Annotated in this window: 18 protein-coding genes and 1 pseudogene; 8 read left to right on the forward strand and 11 right to left on the reverse strand. The window is 59.4% G+C overall.

What is annotated here, in order from left to right; all coding sequences use genetic code 11:
- The first annotated feature begins 266 nt into the window (after positions 1-266).
- The 5 genes from B0G69_RS27185 to B0G69_RS27205 all read left to right on the forward strand — a co-directional run bounded on the left by B0G69_RS27185 (position 267) and on the right by B0G69_RS27205 (position 4005).
- On the forward strand, positions 267-566 hold the full coding sequence (locus B0G69_RS27185; protein ID WP_121322702.1) for a winged helix-turn-helix domain-containing protein: 300 nt from the start codon (positions 267-269) through the stop codon (positions 564-566).
- A 208-nt stretch (positions 567-774) separates the two neighbouring features.
- On the forward strand, positions 775-1149 hold the full coding sequence (locus tag B0G69_RS27190; protein ID WP_121323916.1) for a hypothetical protein: 375 nt from the start codon (positions 775-777) through the stop codon (positions 1147-1149).
- A 43-nt stretch (positions 1150-1192) separates the two neighbouring features.
- Positions 1193-1870: a response regulator transcription factor gene (locus B0G69_RS27195; RefSeq protein ID WP_121322704.1), complete on the forward strand. Its 678-nt coding sequence runs from the start codon at positions 1193-1195 to the stop codon at positions 1868-1870.
- 7 nt (positions 1871-1877) lie between these two features.
- Complete coding sequence (locus B0G69_RS27200) at positions 1878-3281, forward strand: HAMP domain-containing sensor histidine kinase (RefSeq protein ID WP_121323917.1); 1404 nt, start codon at positions 1878-1880, stop codon at positions 3279-3281.
- A 37-nt stretch (positions 3282-3318) separates the two neighbouring features.
- Positions 3319-4005 carry a response regulator transcription factor gene (locus tag B0G69_RS27205; protein ID WP_121322706.1) on the forward strand — a complete coding sequence of 229 codons (687 nt, stop codon included), beginning with the start codon at positions 3319-3321 and terminating at the stop codon, positions 4003-4005.
- Between the two features lie 364 nt (positions 4006-4369).
- Here B0G69_RS27205 and B0G69_RS27210 read toward each other — a convergent pair whose 3' ends face one another.
- Positions 4370-4657, reverse strand: a complete 288-nt coding sequence (locus B0G69_RS27210; RefSeq protein WP_121323918.1) for a DUF4148 domain-containing protein — start codon at positions 4655-4657, stop codon at positions 4370-4372.
- 319 nt (positions 4658-4976) lie between these two features.
- Between B0G69_RS27210 and B0G69_RS27215 the strand changes: the two genes are divergently transcribed.
- Complete coding sequence (locus B0G69_RS27215) at positions 4977-6158, forward strand: porin (protein ID WP_121322708.1); 1182 nt, start codon at positions 4977-4979, stop codon at positions 6156-6158.
- An 89-nt stretch (positions 6159-6247) separates the two neighbouring features.
- Here the strand turns inward: B0G69_RS27215 and B0G69_RS27220 are convergent, their stop codons facing one another.
- The 4 genes from B0G69_RS27220 to B0G69_RS27235 form a co-directional block, all read right to left on the reverse strand.
- Complete coding sequence (locus B0G69_RS27220) at positions 6248-7690, reverse strand: efflux transporter outer membrane subunit (protein ID WP_121322710.1); 1443 nt, start codon at positions 7688-7690, stop codon at positions 6248-6250.
- Positions 7683-8888, reverse strand: coding sequence for an efflux RND transporter periplasmic adaptor subunit (locus B0G69_RS27225; RefSeq protein WP_121322712.1), 1206 nt, complete (start codon positions 8886-8888; stop codon positions 7683-7685). Before B0G69_RS27225 ends, B0G69_RS27220 begins: the two co-directional genes overlap by 8 nt.
- Positions 8878-12141, reverse strand: a complete 3264-nt coding sequence (locus B0G69_RS27230) for an efflux RND transporter permease subunit (protein ID WP_121322714.1) — start codon at positions 12139-12141, stop codon at positions 8878-8880. The genes B0G69_RS27225 and B0G69_RS27230 overlap by 11 nt, the downstream gene beginning before the upstream one ends.
- A gap of 447 nt (positions 12142-12588) precedes the next feature.
- A complete protein-coding gene (locus B0G69_RS27235) occupies positions 12589-13512 on the reverse strand; it encodes a LysR family transcriptional regulator (protein WP_121322716.1) in 924 nt (307 codons plus the stop codon).
- A 390-nt stretch (positions 13513-13902) separates the two neighbouring features.
- Between B0G69_RS27235 and B0G69_RS27240 the strand changes: the two genes are divergently transcribed.
- Entirely contained in the window at positions 13903-15063 is a 1161-nt protein-coding gene (locus B0G69_RS27240) for a porin (RefSeq protein WP_121322718.1), read from the forward strand.
- Between the two features lie 368 nt (positions 15064-15431).
- On the opposite strand, the gene B0G69_RS27245 is transcribed toward B0G69_RS27240, so the two are convergent.
- A complete protein-coding gene (locus B0G69_RS27245) occupies positions 15432-16502 on the reverse strand; it encodes an SDR family NAD(P)-dependent oxidoreductase (RefSeq protein ID WP_121322720.1) in 1071 nt (356 codons plus the stop codon).
- A gap of 223 nt (positions 16503-16725) precedes the next feature.
- Positions 16726-17046 (reverse strand): DUF4148 domain-containing protein, encoded by a 321-nt coding sequence (locus B0G69_RS27250; RefSeq protein WP_121322722.1) that lies wholly within the window; start codon positions 17044-17046, stop codon positions 16726-16728.
- Positions 17047-17867: 821 nt separating this feature from the next.
- Between B0G69_RS27250 and B0G69_RS27260 the strand changes: the two are divergent.
- Positions 17868-18005: pseudogene (locus B0G69_RS27260) on the forward strand (LuxR C-terminal-related transcriptional regulator); the annotation flags it as partial.
- Positions 18006-18168: 163 nt separating this feature from the next.
- Here the strand turns inward: B0G69_RS27260 and B0G69_RS27265 are convergent.
- The 4 genes from B0G69_RS27265 to B0G69_RS27280 all read right to left on the reverse strand — a co-directional run bounded on the left by B0G69_RS27265 (position 18169) and on the right by B0G69_RS27280 (position 22650).
- Positions 18169-18810 (reverse strand): ANTAR domain-containing protein, encoded by a 642-nt coding sequence (locus B0G69_RS27265; RefSeq protein ID WP_121322725.1) that lies wholly within the window; start codon positions 18808-18810, stop codon positions 18169-18171.
- Positions 18811-18823: 13 nt separating this feature from the next.
- Positions 18824-19963, reverse strand: a complete 1140-nt coding sequence (locus tag B0G69_RS27270) for a transporter substrate-binding domain-containing protein (RefSeq protein ID WP_121322727.1) — start codon at positions 19961-19963, stop codon at positions 18824-18826.
- A 117-nt stretch (positions 19964-20080) separates the two neighbouring features.
- A complete protein-coding gene (locus tag B0G69_RS27275) occupies positions 20081-21451 on the reverse strand; it encodes a VWA domain-containing protein (RefSeq protein ID WP_158608978.1) in 1371 nt (456 codons plus the stop codon).
- 389 nt (positions 21452-21840) lie between these two features.
- Positions 21841-22650 carry a CbbQ/NirQ/NorQ/GpvN family protein gene (locus tag B0G69_RS27280; RefSeq protein ID WP_121322730.1) on the reverse strand — a complete coding sequence of 270 codons (810 nt, stop codon included), beginning with the start codon at positions 22648-22650 and terminating at the stop codon, positions 21841-21843.
- Positions 22651-22675 lie beyond the last annotated feature (25 nt).

Genomic DNA, 22675 nt, shown 5'->3' on the forward strand with positions numbered 1-22675 from the left:
GCCGGATAGCCGACCGCTTGGGTACTAAACGTGTAAACAGGCTGCTGACCAGCGTAGTCTGCTGCCGGTATCGGCTTGCTACCCAAACGATGAAGATTAGTTAATCTCTTTGCACGTCGAAGCTGCCGTGGCCGTGCGTCGGTGATCGGGTACAGCGCTCAACTTCGCAAAAAGCACTCGCTTTTAGAGCAGCGCCTTGCGTCGCCAGCAATGGTGGCCGGCATAGCAGTTGAACAGTGCAACCAGCGGCAGCATTGAAGATCTCGATGGACATCGATCGGAGTTCAGGCGAGACCGCAATGCGCGGCGGGCGCAAGTTGCGCTTGCAGCGCCGCAAATTCATGTTGCTCGAATGCCTCGCCCGCAATGCCGGGCAAGTCGTCACGCGCAGTATGTCGCTCGATGCATCATGGACATACGATTTCGATCCCCGCGCGAACCTGGTCGAGACGCCTGTCAATCGTCTACTGAAGAAGGTCGATAAAGGCTTTGCGGTGGCACTGATCCATGCCGTTGTCAGCGCCGGCTACATGCTGAAATACGGGCATGTCGAGCCGCCGGCTTGAGCCGACGCCACCATTAAAATTTTTTAATGTGCGGGCGAAAGCCCTGAAATGCGACCAGGACTAAGCTGCAACATGCCTCTTCCACGCGGGAATTCTTAGGATAGTCTCGTGTTTAAAGAAATGTTCATCGAAGCATCGCGCTCTTTCAGACAGCCGGGGTTTTCCGCGCGCAATAATGGGCGAGTACAACCTATCCTGGGAGCACGCAATGCCGCAAGCTATGAGTCTCGAAGTCGTCAACGAACACGGAAAACCCGCGATACGCATGGGTATTGAAAATGCAGCGGTGCTTCTAGACGCAGAAGACATCGATGGAGTGATTCACCGTCTGAGCTACCTGCGTGCGGGAATGCGCCCCGATATTCCCCTGCAACCGTCCCCACAGCAGCAGTTTGTACTGGAAATGGACCCATGCTGGCATACCGAAAAGCACCCGCTGTATGACGGCGCGGTACTGCTCCTTCGGCATAGCGGGTTGGGATGGACCGGGTTCGCATTACCGACGCACAGCCTCGCACAACTGCGCGAAGCGATAACCGAGCATCTGGTGGCCCTCGACCAGGAGCACTGCATGCCGAATTAGCGCATCTCGCGCTGCTCCGTTGGACGCGAACCGAGGAAAAACGATGTCAAAAGTGTTGACCATAGAAGATGACGAGATGACGGCGCGCGAAATCGTGCGAGAGCTAAATGATCGTGGCTTCACCGTCGATTGGGTTGCGGACGGCCGCGAGGGAATGGCGCGCGCGTTCAGCGATGAGTACGACGTCATCACCCTCGACCGCATGCTACCCGGCGCCGACGGATTGACGATACTCAAGACAATGCGCGGCATCGGCATTCAGACGCCTGTGCTCATGCTGAGCGCGCTGGGCGACGTCGACGAACGCATTCGCGGCTTGCGCGCCGGCGGCGACGACTATCTCACGAAACCCTTCGATGCCGACGAGATGGCAGCACGCATAGAAGTGCTGCTACGCCGCAGGCAAGTGCAACCGGCACAATCCGAGACAACCTTGCGAGTCGGTCCCCTCGAACTCGATCTGGTCGCACGCACGGTTACACGCGACGACAAAGAGATCGTGCTGCTCCCCACCGAATATCGTGTACTCCAATACATGATGCGCCATGCGGGTCAGACAATCACCCGCACGATGCTGTTCGAAGCAGTATGGGGCTATCACTTCGACCCGGGCACTAATCTGATCGATGTTCATATGGGCCGTCTGCGCAAGAAAATCGATCCGCCTGGCGTGCAACCATTGATCCAGACCGTACGCGGTTCGGGATATTTACTTGGCTAGCGGCATCTTGAGCGACCAGGCATTCCCCTCGCAGCCGGTGCTGGGCGGCCGCTGGCATTCAACAACCTTGCGCATTGTGACGGTCTACGCGGCGATCTTCTCTGTCTCTGTCATGCTGCTGTTAGTGCTGGTGGAACGTTCGGTCACGTTCGTCATGGACCGCGAAACCGATGCAGTCCTCCACTGGCAATTGATCTATTTCGATACCACGCCCGTCGACAGTCTCGCCGACGCCGTTCGTCAGCGTTCCGAACACGAGCGCATGCACCCCAACTTTTACGGCCTGTTTGCTTCCGACGGACGGCATCTGGCTGGCGATATACTCGTGCGCCCGCCTGGTGTCCCCGTTAATCGCGTGGGTATGACGCTCGGAGGCAAACTCGTACTCGGAGGCAACGAAGCGGCCCCTATGGTTCGCGTCATGGCCGCCCAGCGTGCGAACGGTGACACGCTGGTGATCGCGAGAGATCTTACCCATGTCTTGCGCATACGGCAAACCATGATCATTGCGCTGATTGGCGGTGGTCTTTTTTGTCTCAGCGCGGGCGTCATTGCCGGACTAGCACTGAGCGTCAGACAGGTTCGGCGCCTGAAAGCGATCCGCCGCGTGACCCAACGTATTGCGCAACGCGGCGATCTCGGACAACGTCTGCCGACTGGGGGACGCGATGAAATCGATATGCTTGCTCAACTGGTCAACCACATGCTCGCCGAAGTCGAAAGGCTGATGAACGAGGTGAAAGGAACCTGCGACGGAATCGCTCACGATCTCAGAACGCCTCTTAGCCATATACGCACGTCGCTGGTGCACATTGACGAGCGAATAGCCGGACTACCAGACGCCGAGCTGAACAAGCTAGTCAATGACGCACGGCGCGACACGGATGCGCTGCTGGAGCGCTTCCGTGCGATGCTGCGTATCTCCGAAATCGGAAGCTTGCAACGCCGCGGCGGTTTCGAGGAAATGCAACTGGCCTCGCTTTTGACGGAAGTCGGCGAACTCTTTGAACCGCTGGCCGAGAGCCGGTCGATCGGCGTCGTCACACACATTGCGAACGTCGGAACGACGCATGCGGACCGCGCGTTGATTTTTGAAGCTCTCAGTAATCTGCTTGACAACGCGATCAAGTTCACGCCGGATGGGGGCACCGTCAGGCTCGAACTCATTCGGACGTCGCGTGGCCCGCAGATCGATGTCATCGACAGTGGTCCTGGCATTCCGGCGGATGAACGCAACGCGGTCCTGCAGCGCTTTTATCGCAGCGACCGGACGCGACATCTGCCGGGTTCCGGTCTCGGGCTGAGCATCGTCTCGGCAGTCGTGAACGTGCATGACTACAGCATGCGCATCAGCGATGCGAACCCGGGCACGCGCGTGACGATTCAGTGCTGGACCAAAACATTGACATGACCGATTTTCTCAATCAACCCCTCGCACTCGACAGTTCATGCGTGTCCTACTAGTTACCGGTACACAACCGGAAGCCGCCTGGCTTCACAAAGCCCTGATCGAGAGCGCGCACAGCCTCGAGCAGGTCGATGATTTGAAGGATGCGATCTTCCTGGCTGGGCAAGAGCTCTTTGACGCAGTGATTGTCATGTCGACAGACGTCCCGCCGTATGCCAGCCTGCTAGCTGCCCTACCCAAACTCGCGAGCGAAAGCCGCGGTGCACCGATTATCGTGACGCTCGGTGCGGCTCACGCAAAGGAAAGGACGCAGGTACTGCGAGCCGGTGCTGACGCCTGCTTCTGCCACCCGCTGTCTTTCATTGAATTGCATGAACGCATGCATGCATTGCGGCGCGTTAGCCCTGATGCGGTCCAACGGGAGGGACAGGTGCCCGTTTGTCCCACATTCGATACCGCCACGCGGGAGTTGGTGCTGGGGGGACAGCGGCTCTATCTAACGCGCCGCGAATCCATGCTGCTCGAATGCCTGCTGCGCCAGCCGAATCTGCCTGTGTCACGATCCGATCTGATCCGCTATGCGTGGCCTGATCACGATGACGTTGCTGCTTCGAGCGTCAATCTTGTGATATCGCGTCTGCGTCGCAAGCTCGCGCCGCATTATCCGGATTTACACATCGATACGTTAAAACGCTACGGCTATCAGCTCACGCTGACGAATGGTTGACGAAAGTTGCCGGTCGATCCGACACATAGTGGCTTTCCCGCTTCTTTCCCGCTTCTTTCCCGCTTCTTTCCCGCTTCGCATGCCGCTGACTGTACGCTTCCCGACCAAGGGAAGCGCACTCCCTATGATCCGCCAAAGTAGACGTTGCAATAGCTTGGTGGACCGACACATTGGTCGGCGGCCTTCGTTGCGTCCGCCGCGCAGCCGGACAGGAGACCGCTAGCAACGGTCGCCAAAATCAAGGCCATGCGAAATTTCGAGGATCGGCTTCGGTTCATCTCGGCTCCAGATTACAAGCGTTTGTAGGGCACGAATCTCAGCCAACGACGTCATCGTGCCGCCGTTGGCCAGGCGCTTTGCTACGTTACGGGTGCGCATAGATCGTCGAGTTCAGGTAAGCAAGTTGCCCATCCTGTTCGGCGTGCACTAGTTCCTGGTAGACCTGAGCGCGGGTCTTCGGCGCCTCCGCTTGACCATATGGCGGCACCCACTGGCCACTGGCCGCGCCCGCCGATGTGGCATTTGACGCGACCTGAGCCGCCTGACTGCTCATCTGCGTGCTACCCGCGGAACCGGCCGGAGCCGACTGCGCAAAGGCCGTTGCGGCCGACAGTGTTCCAGCGAGAACGATCGCCAATGTGATCCGTTTCATTTTCTCATCCTCAACATTTAGGTTAATTAGCCGGTCGCTGAGCGTTATGCCTCGCGAGAACCGGTTGAGGATCAGCATAACCAGCCACCTTTATCGGATAACTAGCTGAACGGTGAAAATTAGTTTATCGAAGACATAGTGTGCGATGACGAATCGCTGAACCCGTGCGGATCGGAACATTAAAGGAATTTCATTTAATCGATCGCTTTTTATCATCCGCAGCCAATCGTGTCCGAATACATTCCCGCCAGTCGGTCGCATCGAGGCGCGCACTCGCGCCCGAAAGCGCGGCAGACCTATCTCTCCCTAGGAAAATCACATGAATAAAGCATTGGCAACAGGCTGCGCGGCGCTAGCGGCGGCTTTCGCGACAGCCGCGCACGCTCAGAGCAATGTCACTCTCTACGGCACGCTCGACACGGCTATCAACTATGTTAGTAACCAGAAGACAGCCAACGGTCAGGGACATAACAACTGGATGATGGCGAGCGGCAATCTCAACGGTGACCGCTGGGGGCTGCGTGGCACCGAAGACCTGGGCGGCGGCTTGCACACGGTGTTCGATGTGGAGAACGGATTCAACATTACCAACGGCAAACTGGCTAATGGCGGAGACGTCTTCGGGCGGCAGGCGTGGGTGGGATTGTCGAGCAACACGTGGGGCACGGTGACCATGGGGCGCCAATACGACTTCCTCGTCGACTTTGTCGCGCCCTTGTCGGCAACCGGCTCCGGCTTCGGCGGAAATCTCGCGGATCACCCATTCGATAACGACAACCTGGCTAACGACTTCCGCATGAACAATGCGGTCAAGTACCGCAGCCCGGATTACCACGGTTTCAAATTCGGCTGGGCTTATGCATTCAGCAATGCGGCTGGCGGCTTCAGCAACAATAACGCGTTCAGCGCCGGAGCCGCATGGTCGCGCGGGCCGGTTGACCTGGCAGTCGGATATTTTCAGGGTAATCATCCAGGCGGCGTCGACGCGCCCACCAACACAGGTGGTGCGATCAGCAGCAGTGACGGCGACGCGATGCTGACGGGCGCGCGTCAACGCATCCTCGGCGCAGCGGGCCGTTACGCATTCGGGGCCGCCACCGTCGGCCTGGTAGTCACGCGCACGATCATGGACGACCCAGCTCAAGTCGCGCAAGGCGGTGCGTACGTCGCTCTCAAGGGGGACCTCTTGACGTTCACCAACTACGAACTGAACGCGCGATATGCGCTTACGCCCGCCCTGAGCCTCGGCGGCTCTTATACCTTCACCGATGGGCATTTCAGCAGCGCGAGCGGCGTCGCATCGCCCAAATGGAATCAGGTGATGCTGCAAGCCGACTATGCGCTGTCGCACCGTACAGACGTCTATCTTGAAGGGGTCTATCAGCATGTGTCCGGCGCCAGCGGCATACCGGCGCTCGGCAACGCTTCGATCTTCACGCTGGCACCGTCAGCAGGCAATCAGCAGACCGTGGTCGCAATGGGTTTGCGCCACCGCTTCTAGACGTCTGTCTTTAACTCGCGTTGTGCATGACGAGCAGGACGCCTCGCCGCGAATCGCTGCGAGGCATCCTGTTCTGCGAAACGTGACTATTACTTCGTCGTTGTGGACGTAGGCATATCGGCGGGTTCGTTGGCCCATCCACCGCCTAACGCGTCTATCAGTGCAGCGGAGGCGATCAACTCGCGAGTTTGCAAATCCAGCACCAAGGTTTGCGTTTCGAGTTCTATTGCCTGCGCAGTGACGACATCCAGATAACTGACGACGCCATCGCGGTAACGCGACATCGACAACTCGAGCGTACGCTGCGCAGCCGAAAGCGCCCCTTCTTCTTTCGCGGACTCGTTGCCCAGGTAATGCAACTGCGAAAGCTGATCTTCGACCTGCTGTACTGCCAGTAGCACCGTCGCCTTGTACTTTTCGCCATTTTCCGCGAGCTTTGCCTGCGCCTGCCGCGTGACGGCCGCTCGCCGGCCGCCGTCGAACAGGGTCATCAGCAGGCTCGGACCGATCGACCACATCTCGTTAGGCGCTGCCAGCCACGGGGATAAAGTTGTGCTTTGATAACCGCCGTCAAGACCTAACGACACATCCGGGAAAAAAGCTGCTTTGGCGACGCCGATCTGCGCGTTCGCCTGGGCGACGTGGCGCTCGGCAGCCGCAATATCGGGCCGACGTTGCAGCAGCGCGAGAGGCACTCCAGCTGGGATCGACGGCAAATACGTCGGGGCGACGGCGGGCGCTAGAGAGAATTTTGAAGCCGCTTCACCCGCAATAGTCGCGATCGCATGCTCGTACAAGGCCCTTCGTGCCGACACATCTTCAACTGACGCCCTTGCCGATTCAAGTTGGGTTTGAGCACGAGACACATCGAGATCGGATGCGATACCCCCACCGTGCCGGCTTTCAGTCAACTGCAATGCATGCTCATAGGTGCGAACGGTATCCGCCAGCAATTCCTGCTGTCGATCGAGACCACGCAGATGGAAATACGCCTCAGCAAGCTTTGCCTGCAAACTCAATTGCAATGACTCGATGTCGTACTGGCTCGCCTGCTCCGCCGCCTTGCCCGCGGCAACCTCATTGCGCACCTTTCCCCACAGATCGAGGTCATAGTTCAGGCCGACATCGACAGTCGCCGAATTGTAGAGCGCTGGTTGATTAGCGCCCCTCAATGGCCGGTCGTCGGACTGACGCGAGCGTGAGAACTGCGAATAAGCGCCGATGGTGGGAAAGAGGCCAGCGCGAGCCTGGTCCAGATACGCTTGCGCCTGGTCATGCCTGGCAATTGCCGCGGCCAGGTCGGGGTTAGCGCCGGCCACCTTGCTTTCCAGTTCATCGAGGACAGGATCGCGGTACACAGTCCACCACTCACCGCGCGGCATATGGTCGGCAGGCTCGGCGAGTTGCCATCCGCCGGCCTCCTTGAACGCGCTCGGCATGGCCGACGGCGGTACCTGATACGGCGGCGCGAACGAACACCCGCTCACGAGCGCTGCGGCAATCAGAACCGTGCATACGCGACGCCTAACCATGACTGCGCTCCGCTTCATTGTGCTGTGTCAGCGCGGTCGTCGCGGATGTCGAAGCAAGTCGCACTGGATCGCCGTTTGCCAACGAATCAGGCGGGTTGTCGATCACCCGGTCGGTGGCAGTTAAACCCGATGCAATCACAATCTTGGTACCCAGATCGGTCGCGACGCTCACCCGCTTCAGCATTGCGTGATTGCCCGGACCGACCACCGCCACTTGCAAACCGCTTTCCCGGAACATCAGCGCGCTAGCAGGAATTGTCATCGCATGGTTGTCCGTGGGCAGTTCAAAATGAACTTCGGTGTATTCGCCCGGGATCAGCACGCCGCTGGAATTATCGACTGCCAATTGCACCAGCAGCGTCCCCGAAGAAGGTGTGATGGAGTCGTCCGTGTCGACAAGCTTTGCGGAGAACTGCATACCAGGGCGTTCCGGCACGGTCAGACTCGCGACCAGTCCGGGCCGGATTACGGCGGCTTCGTTCTGCGGCACGCTGACGTACAAGCGCAGTTGCCGTGCGTCGGAAACGGTGAACAACTCCGGTCCGTTGCCGCCGCCCGCGCTGATCAACGCGCCGACATCGGTCTTTCGCGCAGTCACGATCCCATCGAAAGGTGCGGTGATCCGTTTGAACGATTCAAGGGCCTCCAACCGCGCAACGTTCGCCTGGTTCGCAGCCACCATCGCCTGCTTTGCCGCAAGGTCGCTGGTCTTTTCGTCTGCTTCCTGCTGCGATACGGAGTCCTGCTGCAGCATCTCGGTCCACCGGCGCGCCGTGGATGCCGCGAGCGTTTCGTTCGCCTGTGAGGTGCGCAGATCGGCACGTGCCTGAGCGAGTTGCTGATCGAGATCGGGTGTATCGATTTCGCCCAACAACTGCCCGGCCTTCACGTGCGCACCAATGTCTGCATACCACGCATGCAGATAACCGGACACGCGCGCATAGATCGGTGCCTTCACATAGGCCGACAATTGGCCTGGTAAGACCAGCACCTGCGCAGAACTATCATGCAACGGCGGGTTGGCGACGACCGTTGGAATCGCCTGCGCGGCCGACCATTTGGCCATCTGCTCCTTTGCATGGACGCGCGTTGCGATGCCGGTCGCTGCAACCGCTGCGGCAGCCAGCAGAGCGACAACTCCTGCGAGTTTGAGAGGCCGCAGCCGCCGCGGCGCTGCTATGTCGATGTCAGTTGACATGGATGACTCCAGGTTCGGAAGGTGAATGATCGTGTGAGTCGTGTTCTCCCGGTCCAGCGTCAGGTGGGGCGGCATCGCGCCGATGCACGAGACTGAAGACGACCGGAACGAACAGCAAGGTGGCGCAGGTCGCGCAGATCAGGCCGCCGATAACGGCTCGTCCGAGCGGCGCGTTCTGCTCACCACCGTCGCCGAGACCCAGCGCCATCGGAGCCATGCCGATGATCATCGAGAGTGCCGTCATTAACACAGGACGAAACCGCGAGAAGCCCGCTTCGAAGGCCGCCCGCAGGGCGTCGTGAGTCACCGCGAGCCGTTCGCGTGCAAAGCTGACGACCAGCACGCTATTTGCAGTTGCCACACCCATGCAAAGAATCGCGCCAGTGAGCGCCGGCACCGACAGCGGCGTGTGCGTCGCAAACAGCATCCACACGATGCCAGCCAGCGCCGCAGGCAACGCTGAGATGATCACAAATGCGTCGCCCCACGAATGGAAGTTGACGACGATCAGCAGATAGATGAGCACGATGGCCCCGACGAGGCCGAGTAACAGCCCGGTAAATGCGCTATTCATGGTCTGCACCTGACCGCGCAGTGTGACCGTCGAGCCTTTGGGCACATCTTTCGCTGTGGCACGCACGATGCCGTCGATGTCGCTCGCGACCGCACCCAGATCGCGACCCTGCGGAGTGGCGTAAATATCAAACAGCGGCTCGATGTTGTAGTGCGATACCACCGCGCCGCCGACGCCGCGCGCGATACTCGCGACACCGCCGAGCAATTGCGAGCGGCCACTTGCGTCTGTTACCGGGAGATTATCGAGATTGGACAGCGATGCCATCCAGTATTCGGGGGTTTGCGCGACGATCGGGTATGAAACTCCGTTCGTTGGATTGAGCCAGTACGTGGGCGCTACCTGGCTCGTACCTGCGAGTGTTGCAACGACGGAGTCCGTCACATCCTCCTCGCTAATGCCCAGTTGTCCCGCGTGAGAGCGGTTCACCGTGATGGTGAACTGCGGATAAGTGACCGCCTGCTGGATACGGCTATCGGCAATACCGGAGACCATCCGCACCCGTCGCAACAGTTCGTTCGCGTACCGATGATTCCCGGCCTGGTCCGGCCCGGCGACTTGCAGATCGATCGGTGCCGGTGCGCCGAAATTCAGGATCTGGCTAACGATGTCCGCCGGTAAGAAAGAGAAAGTCGTACCCGGAAATAGGTGCGGCAGCACTTCGCGCAGCTTTGTCACATATTGAGCTGTTGGCGCGTGATTCTCGCCTAGCGAGATCATGATGTCGCCGTCCTGCGAACCGATGGTGCCGCTGTTGTTGTATGTCAGGTTGATACCGCTGACTGGCAGGCCAATATTGTCCACCACGCTGCCGAGTTGACCCGGCGGAATAACCTGGCGAATGGTGTTTTCAACGTGATCGAAAATACTTGCCGTATTTTCGATGCGTGTCCCAACCGGCGCGCGCACATGCAAGGAGATCTCGCCCGCGTCGATGTCGGGAAAGAAGTTCCGTCCGAGCCACGGTGAAAGCAGGAAGGACACGCATACGACGGCCAGTACGCCGACCACAAAGCGCTTCCGGTGCGTCAGCGCAAGGCCGAGAAGCACGCGGTAAACATTTCGCACGCGCACAAAGCATTGCTCGAAGCCGCGCTGGAAACGTACAAACGCATTGCGCGACGTTGGACTTGTCGACATGCTGCCGTGAGATTCGACTATCGCCGCGAGTTCGCCGCTTGCATGCCCGCCCGACGCATGAGGCGCGAGGAGGTACTGCGCCATCATCGGCACAAACGTGCGCGACAGAATGAACGAAGCGATCATCGCAAACATCACGGCTTCCGCCATCGGCACGAAAAGGAACCGCGCAATGCCGTCGAGCAACAGCATCGGAACGAACACGATGCAGATGCACAGCAATGAAACCAGAGCTGGCGTGACGATCTGCTGCGCGCCGTCCATGATCGCCCGCTGCACGTCTTTCCCCTGTTCCAGGTGCCAGTTGATGTTCTCAATGGTGACCGTCGCGTCGTCGACAAGTATTCCTACTGCCAGCGCGAGCCCGCCTAGCGTCATCACGTTCAGCGTCTCGCCCATCGCGGAAAGCGCCGCCACTGCCGCAAGCAAGGCTAGCGGAATCGACGCCGCGATGATAAGCGTCGAGCGCCAACTGCCGAGGAAGAGCAGGATCATGGCGGACGTGAGGGCCGCTGCGATGACGCCTTCACGCACCACGCCGCTCACGGCACCCTTGACGAACTTTGACTGGTCGCCCATCGTGATCAGCTTCAATTGCGGGGGAAGCGAAGCTTCGACGAGCGGCAGTTTCGCCTTGACGCCAGAAATGATGTCGAGTGTCGAAGCGGACCCGTTCTTCAGGATACTCATTAGCACCGCGCGGCGGCCGTCCACCCGGACAATATTGGTTTGCGGCGGATATCCGTCCCGTACATGCGCGACATCGCGAATGTAGATTGTCGCGTCGCCGTCCACTTTCACAGGCAGCGCATTCAACTCGTCGAGGTCTACTGGACTATTATTCAGCTTGACGTTGTACTGGAATGCGCCAACCTTCTGCGTGCCGGCAGGAATGATCTGGTTCTGCCGGGCAAGCGCCGCGGCGACGTCTTCTGCCGACAGCTTTCTCGCCTGCAACGCTTTGGGATCGAGGTCAATTTGCACCTCTCGCGTCTTTCCGCCGTATGGCGTCGGAATAGCGACGCCCGGCACACTCAGCAATTGCGGGCGAATCGCGTTTGTCGCATAGTCAGCCAGTTGCTGCTCGTCAAGTGTGTCGCTTGTCAACGCCAACTGCAATACGGGAACAGTCGATGCGTTGTAGTTGAGGATCTGCGGCGGAGTCGTACCCGGCGGCATCTGTTTGAGCACGGTCTGCGAGATCGATGTGACCTGCGCCGTCGCGGTCCGGATGTCGACCGTTGGCTGGAAAAATATCTTGACGATGCCGTATCCCGTGAACGACTGGGATTCAATATGCGCGACATCGTTAACTGTCGTGCCGAGCGTGCGTTCGTAATAGGTAACGATTCTGCCCGCCATGTCGTCAGGCTGAAGTCCCGTATAGCTCCATACGACGCTAATCACCGGAATGCGTATGTCGGGAAAAATGTCCGTCGGTGTGCGCAATGCCGATAAAGGGCCCAAAAGTAGAATGAGCATCGCAAGCACGATGAACGTATAGGGCCGCGTCAACGCCAGCCTGACCAGTTTCAACATCGGAACAGCTCCATTCAGGAAAGCGCAAAGTCATCGCGCGCAGGCATCGGTATGCGCTTGATGCATGGCACGCATGTTTATGAGGGGATTCTGAACGTAGGGCGCTAACAGGGTTCTACCTCGAACATTAAGGAACTTTTAGTTAGCGAGTCTCCTATGGACGAGAGCTCAAGGCGGCACCGTAGAGGTCGGGGACGCTTGTACGCGTTGCTGCCCGCGGCGGGCCTTTGCGACTTCCTCTCTCGGTAACCGCTCCACGTACAGCGCATCAGCCTGGTGGCATGTCGAACGGCAGACAGGCGGCGTTTGAAGCGTGATGCGGCTCAGCGATCACCTGAATTGCCGTGAAGAACTAGACACCTCTCACGCAGCCCGGCTGGACGTGCAGTTGTCAGGTGCAGTGCGGAGCTTGCCGCAAAGCCTCACTGAAAGACGGTGGCTTGACGTTCAAGCGACCGCCTTAAGCGATGACGCACGATCCATTGCGCGGTAGTGGTCCACCGCAAAGTCTACGAAGCTTCGCACCCTCCTCGACAACAGGCCCGGCGACGAATACAACGCGCAAAGATTTCGCGCGCCGCTGCCGACACTGAACTGTTCGAATAGCTCGACAAGCGCGCCGCGTTGCAATTCCGATTCAACGATCGAGCGAGGTAACAAAGCGATTCCCAAGTGGTGCATGCATGCGGACTTCAGCATTGCATAGCTGGACGACGCAATCCCGGCGGATGCGGTGACGCGAGAAAGCCGGTTACGATCCGCGAACTCCCAGCAGCGAGCGCCGCTTCCTGACCGGTACAGCAGCGTGTGTCTCGTCAGATCCGCGGGGGCAACTGGCGTGGCGTGCCTGGACAGGTACTGAGGCGATGCGACGACAATCTGCGGGATACGCAGAAGCGGCCGGCAAACGAGCGCTGAGCTGAATAGCCCGGGATCGTCTGAGAAGCAGACGTCGAAGCCACCTTCGACCATGTCGATATGGACATCGAAAGTCGTTACCTCGAAAGACACGCCAGGATGCAACTCGCGGTAGGCGGCAACGAGGCGTACGAGTCCGCCGTCAGCGAAGGTTGCCACGCTTGCAACCCGCAGCGCCCCGCGCAACTCCCGGGTCGACTGTACGAGGGACGTTTCCATTTCGTCCAACTGCTCGATAATCGCGCGACAGCCCTCGAGATAATCGCGACCTGCCTCGGTTAGCGACAGCGTGCGCGTAGTCCGGTTGATCAAACGTGTATGCAGATGAGCTTCCAGCAAGCCAATGCTGCGCGTGACCGATGCCGCTGACACGCCAAGCTGCCTGGCCGCCAGATTGAAGCTGCCGAGGCCGACTACACGGGTGAAGACGCGCATCGCCTGAAGCTGATTCATGATGCAATGTCCATGGTTGAGGATGCGTGCATCATTGCTCGCTTTCCCTAAAGTGCCCGCTCCACGTTGATGAAGCCTTTTTTAGTTTTGCTTCGCGCCGACACCAACGCTAAAAAAAGTAAGTCAAGCGAAGGGGTACCCAAATACAACGGCTTGCGCCACCGCAACACGTCTTTCTGTCGGCATTTTCCACGCCGAGAACGACTCACACGCTTCGTTTAACTTTCCTGAATGCTCGATTTCATTTTGTTGTGAACGGTAGCAATTCTCGCTGCCTAGACTTGCATCGCCTTTCGAGCCGAGCGACCGAAATTGCGTAGGTAGTCTCGAGATCGATCGTCTGCGGCTCCTGGCAACATTATGCGGACAATCCTTAAATAGCGAGTCAAAATGAAAAAGACGAACTTGACGTGGGCAGCTTTCGCCTCCTTGACGCTGGTCGCCGGCGTTGCGCATGCACAATCGAACGTGACACTCTATGGGCTTCTTGATGAGGGCCTCAACTTCACAAGCAACGCAAACGGACACGGCACGTATCAAATGAAAAGCGGTGACACGTACGGGAGCCGTTGGGGCTTGCGAGGCGATGAAGATCTCGGTGGCGGTCTGAAGGCGATATTCAAGCTGGAAAGCGGCTTCGATACAAACAGTGGACAGGCAGGCCAAGGCGGGCGTCTGTTCGGCCGTCAGGCGTACGTAGGATTGTCGTCCGATCAGTACGGGACCGTCACGTTCGGCCGTCAGTACGATACGAGCGTCGACGATCTTGGCTTCGGCGGCCTTACCGCGGCCGGAAATTATGCTGGCGATGTGAACTCGCACCCGTTCGACAACGACAACGCAGACTGGGATTTCCGCGTGAACAACGTTGTCAAGTATGTGAGCCCGACATACCGTGGCCTGACTGGCGAAGCGATGTACGGTTTTAGCAACCAGGCGGGCGGGTTCGCGAACAATCGCACCTGGGGCGCGACGTTGAACTACCAGAACGGTGGTTTGACGATGGCAGCGTCCTATCTCAAGCTCGACAACCCTGGCGCGAACTCAAGCGGCTCGGTTGCCACCGACGTACTGTTCGCCGGTTCGTCGCAGCAGGATATCGGCGTGGCCGCGTCTTACCGCTTTGCCCATTCGCTGGCCGGGCTAGCCTATTCGCATGTCGACGTGTATGACCCGACTTTTAACGCGTATTTCGCGTCACAGAGTGGACCCTCGGGCGGCACATGGAATTCGTGGAAATTCGACAATTTCGAAGCAAATGAGCAGTACTTCTTCCGACCGGACCTGTGGCTCGGTGCAGCTTACACGTTTACGGTCGCCCATCTTCACTCGACGAGCGGTTCCTTTACTCCCAAATGGCACCAGGTCGGTCTCACGCTTGACTACGATCTGAGCAAGAGCACGTCAGTCTATGTGCAAGGCGCCTACCAACACGTCGTCAGCGCGCACACCGGCACTGACTTTGACTTCGCTCAAATCCCCGCCGCGGCCGGCATGTCTAGCAGCGAGAACCAGATGGTCTATCGCGTCGCTATGATCCATCGCTTCTGACGTGGCGAGCTATCGCACGCACTACGAACGATGACGTTTGAGCCCAGCGCTCCGCAGAGTGCTGGGCGAGATCGCGTTCAGTGATTCCCAGCCGCGAAATGGGCATTAGCCGCCTTGTGGTGGCCGCAAACGACGCGGCGGTGCGGCGGGTATCGCGCCAATGCTGACCTAACCACGAGCGAGCCCATGAAGCTGCATCACGGCATGCCGCGCTTTCGAACATGCCGACTCGCCAGCCCGGGCCAAGTTGACGCGCCTCATGCGGCGAATGAACAGCGGTCCGCCTAGCTCCCCTGCAACTCGACCGGCACTTCGGCATCAAGGGGCATCGACGCCCTGATGAGAGGCGGAGCGAGTCACAAATCAATCTATAGACTTTTCGCGCTGTCGCCGCCCGTAACCTCGATTTCGGAGCCGGTGACCATCGCGGCGGCATCCGAGGCAAGATATACCGCCGCAGGCGAGATGTCTTCCGGTTGTACCCACCCGACTCCAAGCGGCATCGTCGCCGCGCGGCGGTCCCACGCCTCCTGCGGCGTCAGGAAACCGTTCGGTTTGTGGTAGCCGGTCTCACCGACGCTTTCGGTCAGTCGCTTTTCGTACAGCGTCAAAGCGGTGGCGACGAGCCCCGGTACCACGGCGTTGACTGTAATGTTGTAGCGACCGAGTTCGAGGGCCGCCGACTTCATCAGCCCAAAGATGCCCCACTTGGACGCCGCATAACTTGCTGCGTCTTTCGTACCGTGCCGTCCCTGCATCGAAGAAACGACGATGATGCGGCCATAGTTGCGCTTGACCATCATGGGTGCGAACGCTCGGATAGTATTCGCGGTCCCGTTCAGGTTATTGTCGATGACGTCCGTCCACTCGGTGTCCTGGAGGTCCAGAAGTGACTTCCAGTACTGAATGGCGGCGTTGGCTACCACGATATCGATCTTTCCGTAATGCTGTTCGATGCGATTAGCAGCGGCGCGCAGCGCGCCCAGGTCGCGGACGTCCGCGCGAATACCTTCGGCGCGGCGCCCGTACGCCTGGATCATGCTGACTGTCTCAGCAAGCTCTTGCGGCGTGGCCGGTGCTGCATCGGAGGCGGTACTGACCGGTCCCGAGATGTCGAGCGCAATGACGTCCGCTCCATTTGCCGCGAACTCGACCGCAATGGCGCGACCGATTCCGCGGGCCGCCCCGGTGACGACCGCAACGCGTCCCTGCAACCTGGAATCTCGGCCAGCGATGATCGGCCCGGCCGTCTTATCCGCCGGCGGCACCGGCACGGGCAGCCCGTCCATCGTCGGTGCGCCGCTGGGCGACTTCTGAGCTTGCGCGACGCCCGACAGCAACATACCGGCTGCGGCCACGCCGCCGCCAACAATCAACTTTCGTCGCGAGCGATCTGGATCATCGTGGTCGCTGTCAGATTTTCTTTCTTTCGCTATCAATTCAATGCTCCTTTCGGATAGGGTTCGGTCAGCGCATCGCCTATGACGGCACGTGACAGAAGGTCATGCCGTGGGCGACGAGGCTGCGATGTGCAGACCCTGAAATCGGAATTTTTAGAGGCCGGGCGTAGCGCGAATCAAATTCGGAAGACTAAATCTCGCGATCCTGACTCAGAAAGCAACTCGCCAGGCAGCTGGCGCGGGCGTGGCCCAAGCCGACAGGTCAGGAGCTTGGCGGGGCGTCCTGGTTCCCCTTCGCGGACGCCTGCATTGCCGGGGCGCAATCGGCAACGAACTTTGCATGCAGGCGCTCCTCCGCCCGCGTGAGTTGGTTCGGATACTGCGGATCATTTCTGGCCGGTTGGTATCCAACCGATTCGAGCTCCGACAATTCCCGCATGATGTCGGCATGTGTTATCCCCGCTTTGGCAGCTACAAAGGGATACGAGTGACATTCCTCTGCCGAGAATTTTTCCGCGGCGCTCGCGGATACGCTAATCATCATCAAGGCGATGATTGAGGTTAGTTTGAATCGGCTGTTCATATCGAGCTCCAGGCTATCGCGACTTTGAGAAATCACAAACCGCCGTCGTCATCGACTATGCGAGCCCGATGCCCGACGACACGAATGCTTGCCATCACAATATCTGGTCGCTCAGCGCGCTTACACATCCCGAACGTGAAGTTTAGTTAATCAAAACTGGCTGCGATCCAGGGGTGTTACCCGGCTCCTCTGACTGAGGCAAAAAACCGCGGGAAGCGCCGGCTGTCAAAGCACGGTGCGTTGCGTACCACACCCCGTGGGGAGACAGCATTTAACCTGGAAATAGCCGTGCTCGCGCGGTTCAGAAGTCTAGGTAAGGTCATCCAGTGCGGCGGAAACTGTGTCTGCCCTGCGACCGTGCAGTCGCGTCAAATGAGAAATGTAATGCCGCCGCGGGCACTGTCAGATTGGTGAGAAGGCGCCGGTAGAATGGAAACAGAATCGCTTTATCGCGGCCACCGCTTCCTGCCGTCATCATCAGTTGTGTGGTTCGCTGGTACTACCGGTTAAGCCTGCGCTTGCGCGACATACAGGAGTCGATGCTAAGCGGGATGTCGTGGTCACCTACGAAACGATCCGATGCTGGTGCGAACGGAAAGAACGGCCCCGATAACGGTGATATGCGGGCGGTAGAGCCTCGCTCACATCCCCGATGTCCCGGCCGGTTGCACGATTGAGCTCCCGCGAGCCCATGGCTAGTGGCGCTTTTGGTTCGTTGAGGTAACGGGTAACTAAAGGTGTCAGCGCGATTTGCGCAGCGCCCCTTCGACGAACGCATTCGTGTAGGTCTCACTGACCTTCACCGACTCATATGCGGGATTGATATCGCCGATATCCTCGGTATGAGCCCGCGCACCGCCAACAAACACCTGGAACACGTCTTCGAAAAGATGGGCGTGGAGACTCGTACCACGGCTGCGCGCATGGCGTTGAATCTGGTGACACCGCAGACCACGTAGTAAAGGTAAATCGTCGGCTGAAGGGCTCTGGCTACACGGCGTCTTACCGCGCGGTGCGCGAAATGACGACTGAGGGATTGCAGCCTCGCGGACGGCCGTCCGCAGAGCGATCAAGCGAAGGAGCAAGTCAGGGCGGAATCACCCTGCCGCGTCAGGTGCTGCGTCAGCGGCCTGACGACAGAATGTCGTTCGCGTTGATAAGCGCGGAAGCGATGTCCTCTACCGTCATCCGCTTGGCCATCGCCTGCTCGCGCATGATGCGATACGCCTCGGCCTTGTTGACGCCGCGCTGGCGGCAGAGTATCTCCTGTGCTTCCGCCACTTTGCGCGCGCTACCGAGTTTTTCTTCGAGACGCATGATGCGCTTGCGCAGTTTCCTGCGCTCCTGCCCGAGCTCGCGTGCAAGGACGAGCGCACTGAGGAGACCGAACGACCGGATGGGCGACGTAACGACGGCTTTTGCGTCGATGTGCAGCATCGCCTCGATGAGCGTCGGGTTCTCATAGTTGAGAACCGCAATCGACGGTGGTGCGTCGTCGTCCGCGCACCAATCGTCAAGGAGGTCCAGGATGTCCGGAAACAGGGCGAAGAAAACGACGTCGGTGCCTGCCGGTGCAGACGGCAGCGGCGGCCAAAACGCCTGCACGTGGCAGCCGATGCGCTGCAGCTGCTGGGTAAGCTGCGCACCGTCGCGGTCGTGCGGATGAAACACGCACACGCGCAATGACCGCAAATCCATTAGCAAGTGAGAGATGGGCAGGGCCGGCGCCGGCACGCCTCGGCCGGCTTCCTCTTCGTCGTTCATTCACTGCTCCAGCTCATCGTTGAACCATCCAGTCGCCGAGTGTATGCGCGACGAGATACGGGTCCGGCCGTACAGGGGCGACGGCTTGCCACACAACGTCGAATTGTCCCTCCCGGTTGACCCGGCCGATACGCGGATTGAGATGCGTGTGGTGAGTCGACGGATCGATCCTGACGCGTCCCTGCGGCGCGTCCAATTCGCAGCGCAGCAATTCCGGCATGAGCGTTTCAAGGTCGTGCGAGCCGGCCGCGAGCATGGCTTGCGCAAAGAGATGAACTTGAAAGTACGCCGCTTCCCAGCTCGCGTTAGGAATCGTTTCGCGGCCGAACATCCGGTCGAATTTCTCCAGACAGGCAAGATTGCCCGGAGAGTCGATCGAGCGAAAGTAAGGCGCCGCAGTAAAGTGACCTTCGGCGATGTCCGCGCCCATTTGGGCGACTTCAACTTCTGAGGTCGTCAGGCTCGCGATCGGCATCGACGCCGGATCGAGGCCGGCTCGTGCATAGGCGCTATAAAAGTGCCGCGTTGCGTCGCCGACCACCGTGGAGAAAATGAAATCGGGCCGGGCCGCGCGAATGTCTTCGACGATTGCGGCGAAGTCGTCCTCCGTGGCACCAAGGCGGACGTACCGTTCGCCCAACTTCACGCCACCCCGGTACTGCGAGACGAGGTCGGACATGATGCGGTTCGACTCGTAGGGATAGATGTAATTCGATCCGACGAGATAGACACGCGCACCAAAGTTGGACGTCATGAAATCGGCCAACTGCACACTGTTCTGATTGGGCGCTGCACCGGTATAGATGACGTTATCGGAGAACTCGAAGCCTTCGTAGAGCGTGGCGTAGAAAAGCAGCCGATTGCAGCGCTCCACAATCGGCAATACGGCCTTTCGCGCGCTCGACATATAGCAACCGAAAATGACCTGAACATCTTCTGCCAGAATGAGCCGTTCCGCAAACATGCGATATTTCGCGGGATCGGAGGCGGGGTCATGATGAATCGGCACGAGTTCGCGCCCTCCGATGCCCCCAGCCTCATTGATCTCGCGTATTGCGAAAAGCGTTCCGTAAAGCTGCGACGACTCGATCGCCGACATCATACCCGTCTCGGAAAACAGAACGCCTACTTTGATCGTTTCGGTATTTGCCACGTTTTTACGCGCCTGTAATTGCCTAGTTCGCCTGATCCAGAATAACCGGGCGCCGTGCGACCCGATACGTCATTGTCTCCGACCAAAAAAAGCCGGCATATGTTCGGCAATGGCCGCTCACCTCAAGCTTGCAAGTACCTTGCTGACCTGCTGGGCGAGGTTCCCTGCGCCATTCAGTACGAGGTAATGGCCGGGACCGAAGATGGTCCGGACATACCGGTGCCCATCGCGATCGAATGCGAAGCAAAACGGCAAGATCCCGCGCGATGATAGAGCCGATACCGCGTGGCGGGCGTCTTCGATCAGATGCATGGAGTCGTGGACATCCACGTCCGACGGCTCGCCGTCAGTGACGAGCACCAATAGCTTCGCCTCGCTTTGCTCTTCATCGAACTGCGCTGCCGCATGTCGCAAAGCCGCGCCCATGCGTGTCGACAATGCGCCTTTCTGTGCTAGCAGCCGCTCTCGCTGCGCTTTGCCAAACGGTTCGTCGAAATCCTTGACACGCGTGTATCGGACATCGTGACGCCCGTTTGACGAAAATCCGTGCAGCGCGACGCGTGTGGCCGTCGGCTCCAGCGCGGACGCGATCGTCGCAGCGGCCTCTTTTTCGATATCGAGCACGGTCTGTTGTGTTACGCCGATCCTGTCGTTTGTCGACGTGGACAAATCGAGCAGAAACAGTACCGACATGCTTGGCGGCGTGCGCCGCTTCTGTTCGAAGATTCTTCCATCGCCGGCCACACCCATGCGTCGGGCGATGCCATCATCGATGACCGCGTCGAGATCGAGCTCAGCACCTTCGGATCGGCGGCGAAGACGCCTCGGCGGTCGCTGCCACCCAGATGGCAACGCTTGCCGGACGGCGAGTAGTCCAGCGTTGACACGCTCGCTCCCACTCAGAGGTTCCGCGGCCGGCGCACGGTCGTAGACGCACGTCCAATCGGGTAAAAGGAGCCCTACTCGTGAGTGCCACTCGGGATACCTATAAGCACGCCACGCTTCTGTCTCGATGGGCGGATGGTCGAGTAGGCGCATGCTGTCCACCGCGTTCGGCCGCGCCGTCGTCTGGTCGGTCGCATCGGGCGCCCATTCCATTCGTGCATGCACCGCTTCGGACTCGGTCGTCCACAAATAAGTATTGTCGTCGCGGTACCGCGGCTCAGCGCGGTACGACGATACATCGAACCTCACGCGCATCTGCGCAAGGTCAACGGCCAGTATGTCGGCAACTTCGTGACAGGCGGCGATATCTTCGTGATGCGCGGCAATTGCGTCGAAAAGTCTCCGGCCTTTACAGACCCATTCGTTCGGATCCTCGTAGCTGACATCATGCAACGCGCGCGCCAGGCGAGCCGCCAGTGACGCGAAGGTCAACATACCGCGTTCGCCCGATGCCGTATGAAACGCACCCCACAAGCTGTGCAGGCCCGGGTAATCACGCATCAACAAGCGTTCGACACGAGCATCCTCGATCAAGGACGCCACCGCAATCCTTAGCGCGCCCCGCTTGCCGATCGGCGAAGCGGGACGCGAATACCTCAAATGCGCCAGCGCATGCGCCACCGAAGCTTGATATAGGCGCGCCGCGCCAGAGCGGTCGCTGCCTTCATCGATGGCTGGCGCAAGACGTATCACGCCACCTTCGCCGATCGACGTTCGTAATGCGCCGCTGCCGAGTTCGTCGAGCCGGTCGGCCTGCACACAGACGCGTGTCGGCGCACGTTCTTTTCGCGCCTCCATTGCGTCGACATCCCACTGCCCGAATCCGGCCGCATAGCATTCAAGCATCCGCGTCGCTGCGGTGAACGATGCATCGACGACACCTTGCATCGCCGACCCGCTTTCGTTGCCCAGACGTTCCGCGGGCATCGGCATCAAGCTCCGAATTGCGCGCGGACAAAGCCGTCGAGCGCGGTCTGCACTTCGTCGTCATCGCTGAGCGGGCGCGTCATAGCGAGCGCACAGGCTGCATGAGCGTCGATTCCGCCTCGAATCAGGCCGCATGCGTGCACGAGCATGCGCGTCGATATGCCCTCAGCCAGGCCTCGACCGCGAAGCTTGCGCGATTGAGTTGCAATACGCACGAGTTTAATCGCGATGTCGCGATCGACTTCGCCCTCGTGAGCGACCACATCGGTCTCGGCCGCCTCATCAGGGTACTGGAACTCGATCGCGCCGAAGCGTTGCCGCGTCGAAGCCTTGAGATCCTTGCCGAACGACTGATATCCGGGGTTGTATGACACGACTAACTGAAAGTCGGGATGCGCGTGAATCAATTCGCCACGCTTGTCGAGCGGCAGGACGCGGCGATCATCCGCCAGTGGATGAATGACAACCAGCGTATCGGGACGCGCCTCGACGACTTCATCGAGGTAGCAGATCGCACCATAACGGACCGCCGTGGTTAGCGGTCCGTCATGCCATTCAGTGCTATCGCCGCGCAGCAGAAAGCGACCGGTGAGATCGGAAGCGGTCGTATCTTCGTTACATGCCACCGTAATGAGCGGCCTGTTCAGGCTTGCCGCCATGTGCTCGACGAAGCGCGTTTTGCCGCATCCGGTCGGGCCTTTCAGGATTATCGGCATTCTCCGCGCGTGTGCCGCGGCGAATAGTTCGATCTCTTGTCCAATTGGCCGGTAATAACGCTCCGTCGCCAATCTGTAGTGCGCGAGGATATCCTTCATTGGCATCGTTCCTTGTCAATCGGTG

The sequence above is a fragment of the Paraburkholderia sp. RAU2J genome, from assembly GCF_003634845.1.
In the GTDB taxonomy this organism is placed as follows: domain Bacteria; phylum Pseudomonadota; class Gammaproteobacteria; order Burkholderiales; family Burkholderiaceae; genus Paraburkholderia; species Paraburkholderia fynbosensis.

Excerpts from the sequence above, each read along its gene's own strand:
- B0G69_RS27185 (WP_121322702.1), top strand. The coding sequence starts at position 267 with ATGGACATCGATCGGAGTTCAGGCGAGACCGCAATGCGCGGCGGGCGC.
- B0G69_RS27190 (WP_121323916.1), top strand. The coding sequence starts at position 775 with ATGCCGCAAGCTATGAGTCTCGAAGTCGTCAACGAACACGGAAAACCC.
- B0G69_RS27195 (WP_121322704.1), top strand. The coding sequence starts at position 1,193 with ATGTCAAAAGTGTTGACCATAGAAGATGACGAGATGACGGCGCGCGAA.
- B0G69_RS27205 (WP_121322706.1), top strand. The coding sequence starts at position 3,319 with ATGCGTGTCCTACTAGTTACCGGTACACAACCGGAAGCCGCCTGGCTT.
- B0G69_RS27210 (WP_121323918.1), bottom strand. The coding sequence starts at position 4,657 with ATGAAACGGATCACATTGGCGATCGTTCTCGCTGGAACACTGTCGGCC.
- B0G69_RS27215 (WP_121322708.1), top strand. The coding sequence starts at position 4,977 with ATGAATAAAGCATTGGCAACAGGCTGCGCGGCGCTAGCGGCGGCTTTC.
- B0G69_RS27220 (WP_121322710.1), bottom strand. The coding sequence starts at position 7,690 with ATGGTTAGGCGTCGCGTATGCACGGTTCTGATTGCCGCAGCGCTCGTG.
- B0G69_RS27225 (WP_121322712.1), bottom strand. The coding sequence starts at position 8,888 with ATGTCAACTGACATCGACATAGCAGCGCCGCGGCGGCTGCGGCCTCTC.
- B0G69_RS27230 (WP_121322714.1), bottom strand. The coding sequence starts at position 12,141 with ATGTTGAAACTGGTCAGGCTGGCGTTGACGCGGCCCTATACGTTCATC.
- B0G69_RS27235 (WP_121322716.1), bottom strand. The coding sequence starts at position 13,512 with ATGAATCAGCTTCAGGCGATGCGCGTCTTCACCCGTGTAGTCGGCCTC.
- B0G69_RS27240 (WP_121322718.1), top strand. The coding sequence starts at position 13,903 with ATGAAAAAGACGAACTTGACGTGGGCAGCTTTCGCCTCCTTGACGCTG.
- B0G69_RS27250 (WP_121322722.1), bottom strand. The coding sequence starts at position 17,046 with ATGAACAGCCGATTCAAACTAACCTCAATCATCGCCTTGATGATGATT.
- B0G69_RS27265 (WP_121322725.1), bottom strand. The coding sequence starts at position 18,810 with ATGAACGACGAAGAGGAAGCCGGCCGAGGCGTGCCGGCGCCGGCCCTG.
- B0G69_RS27280 (WP_121322730.1), bottom strand. The coding sequence starts at position 22,650 with ATGAAGGATATCCTCGCGCACTACAGATTGGCGACGGAGCGTTATTAC.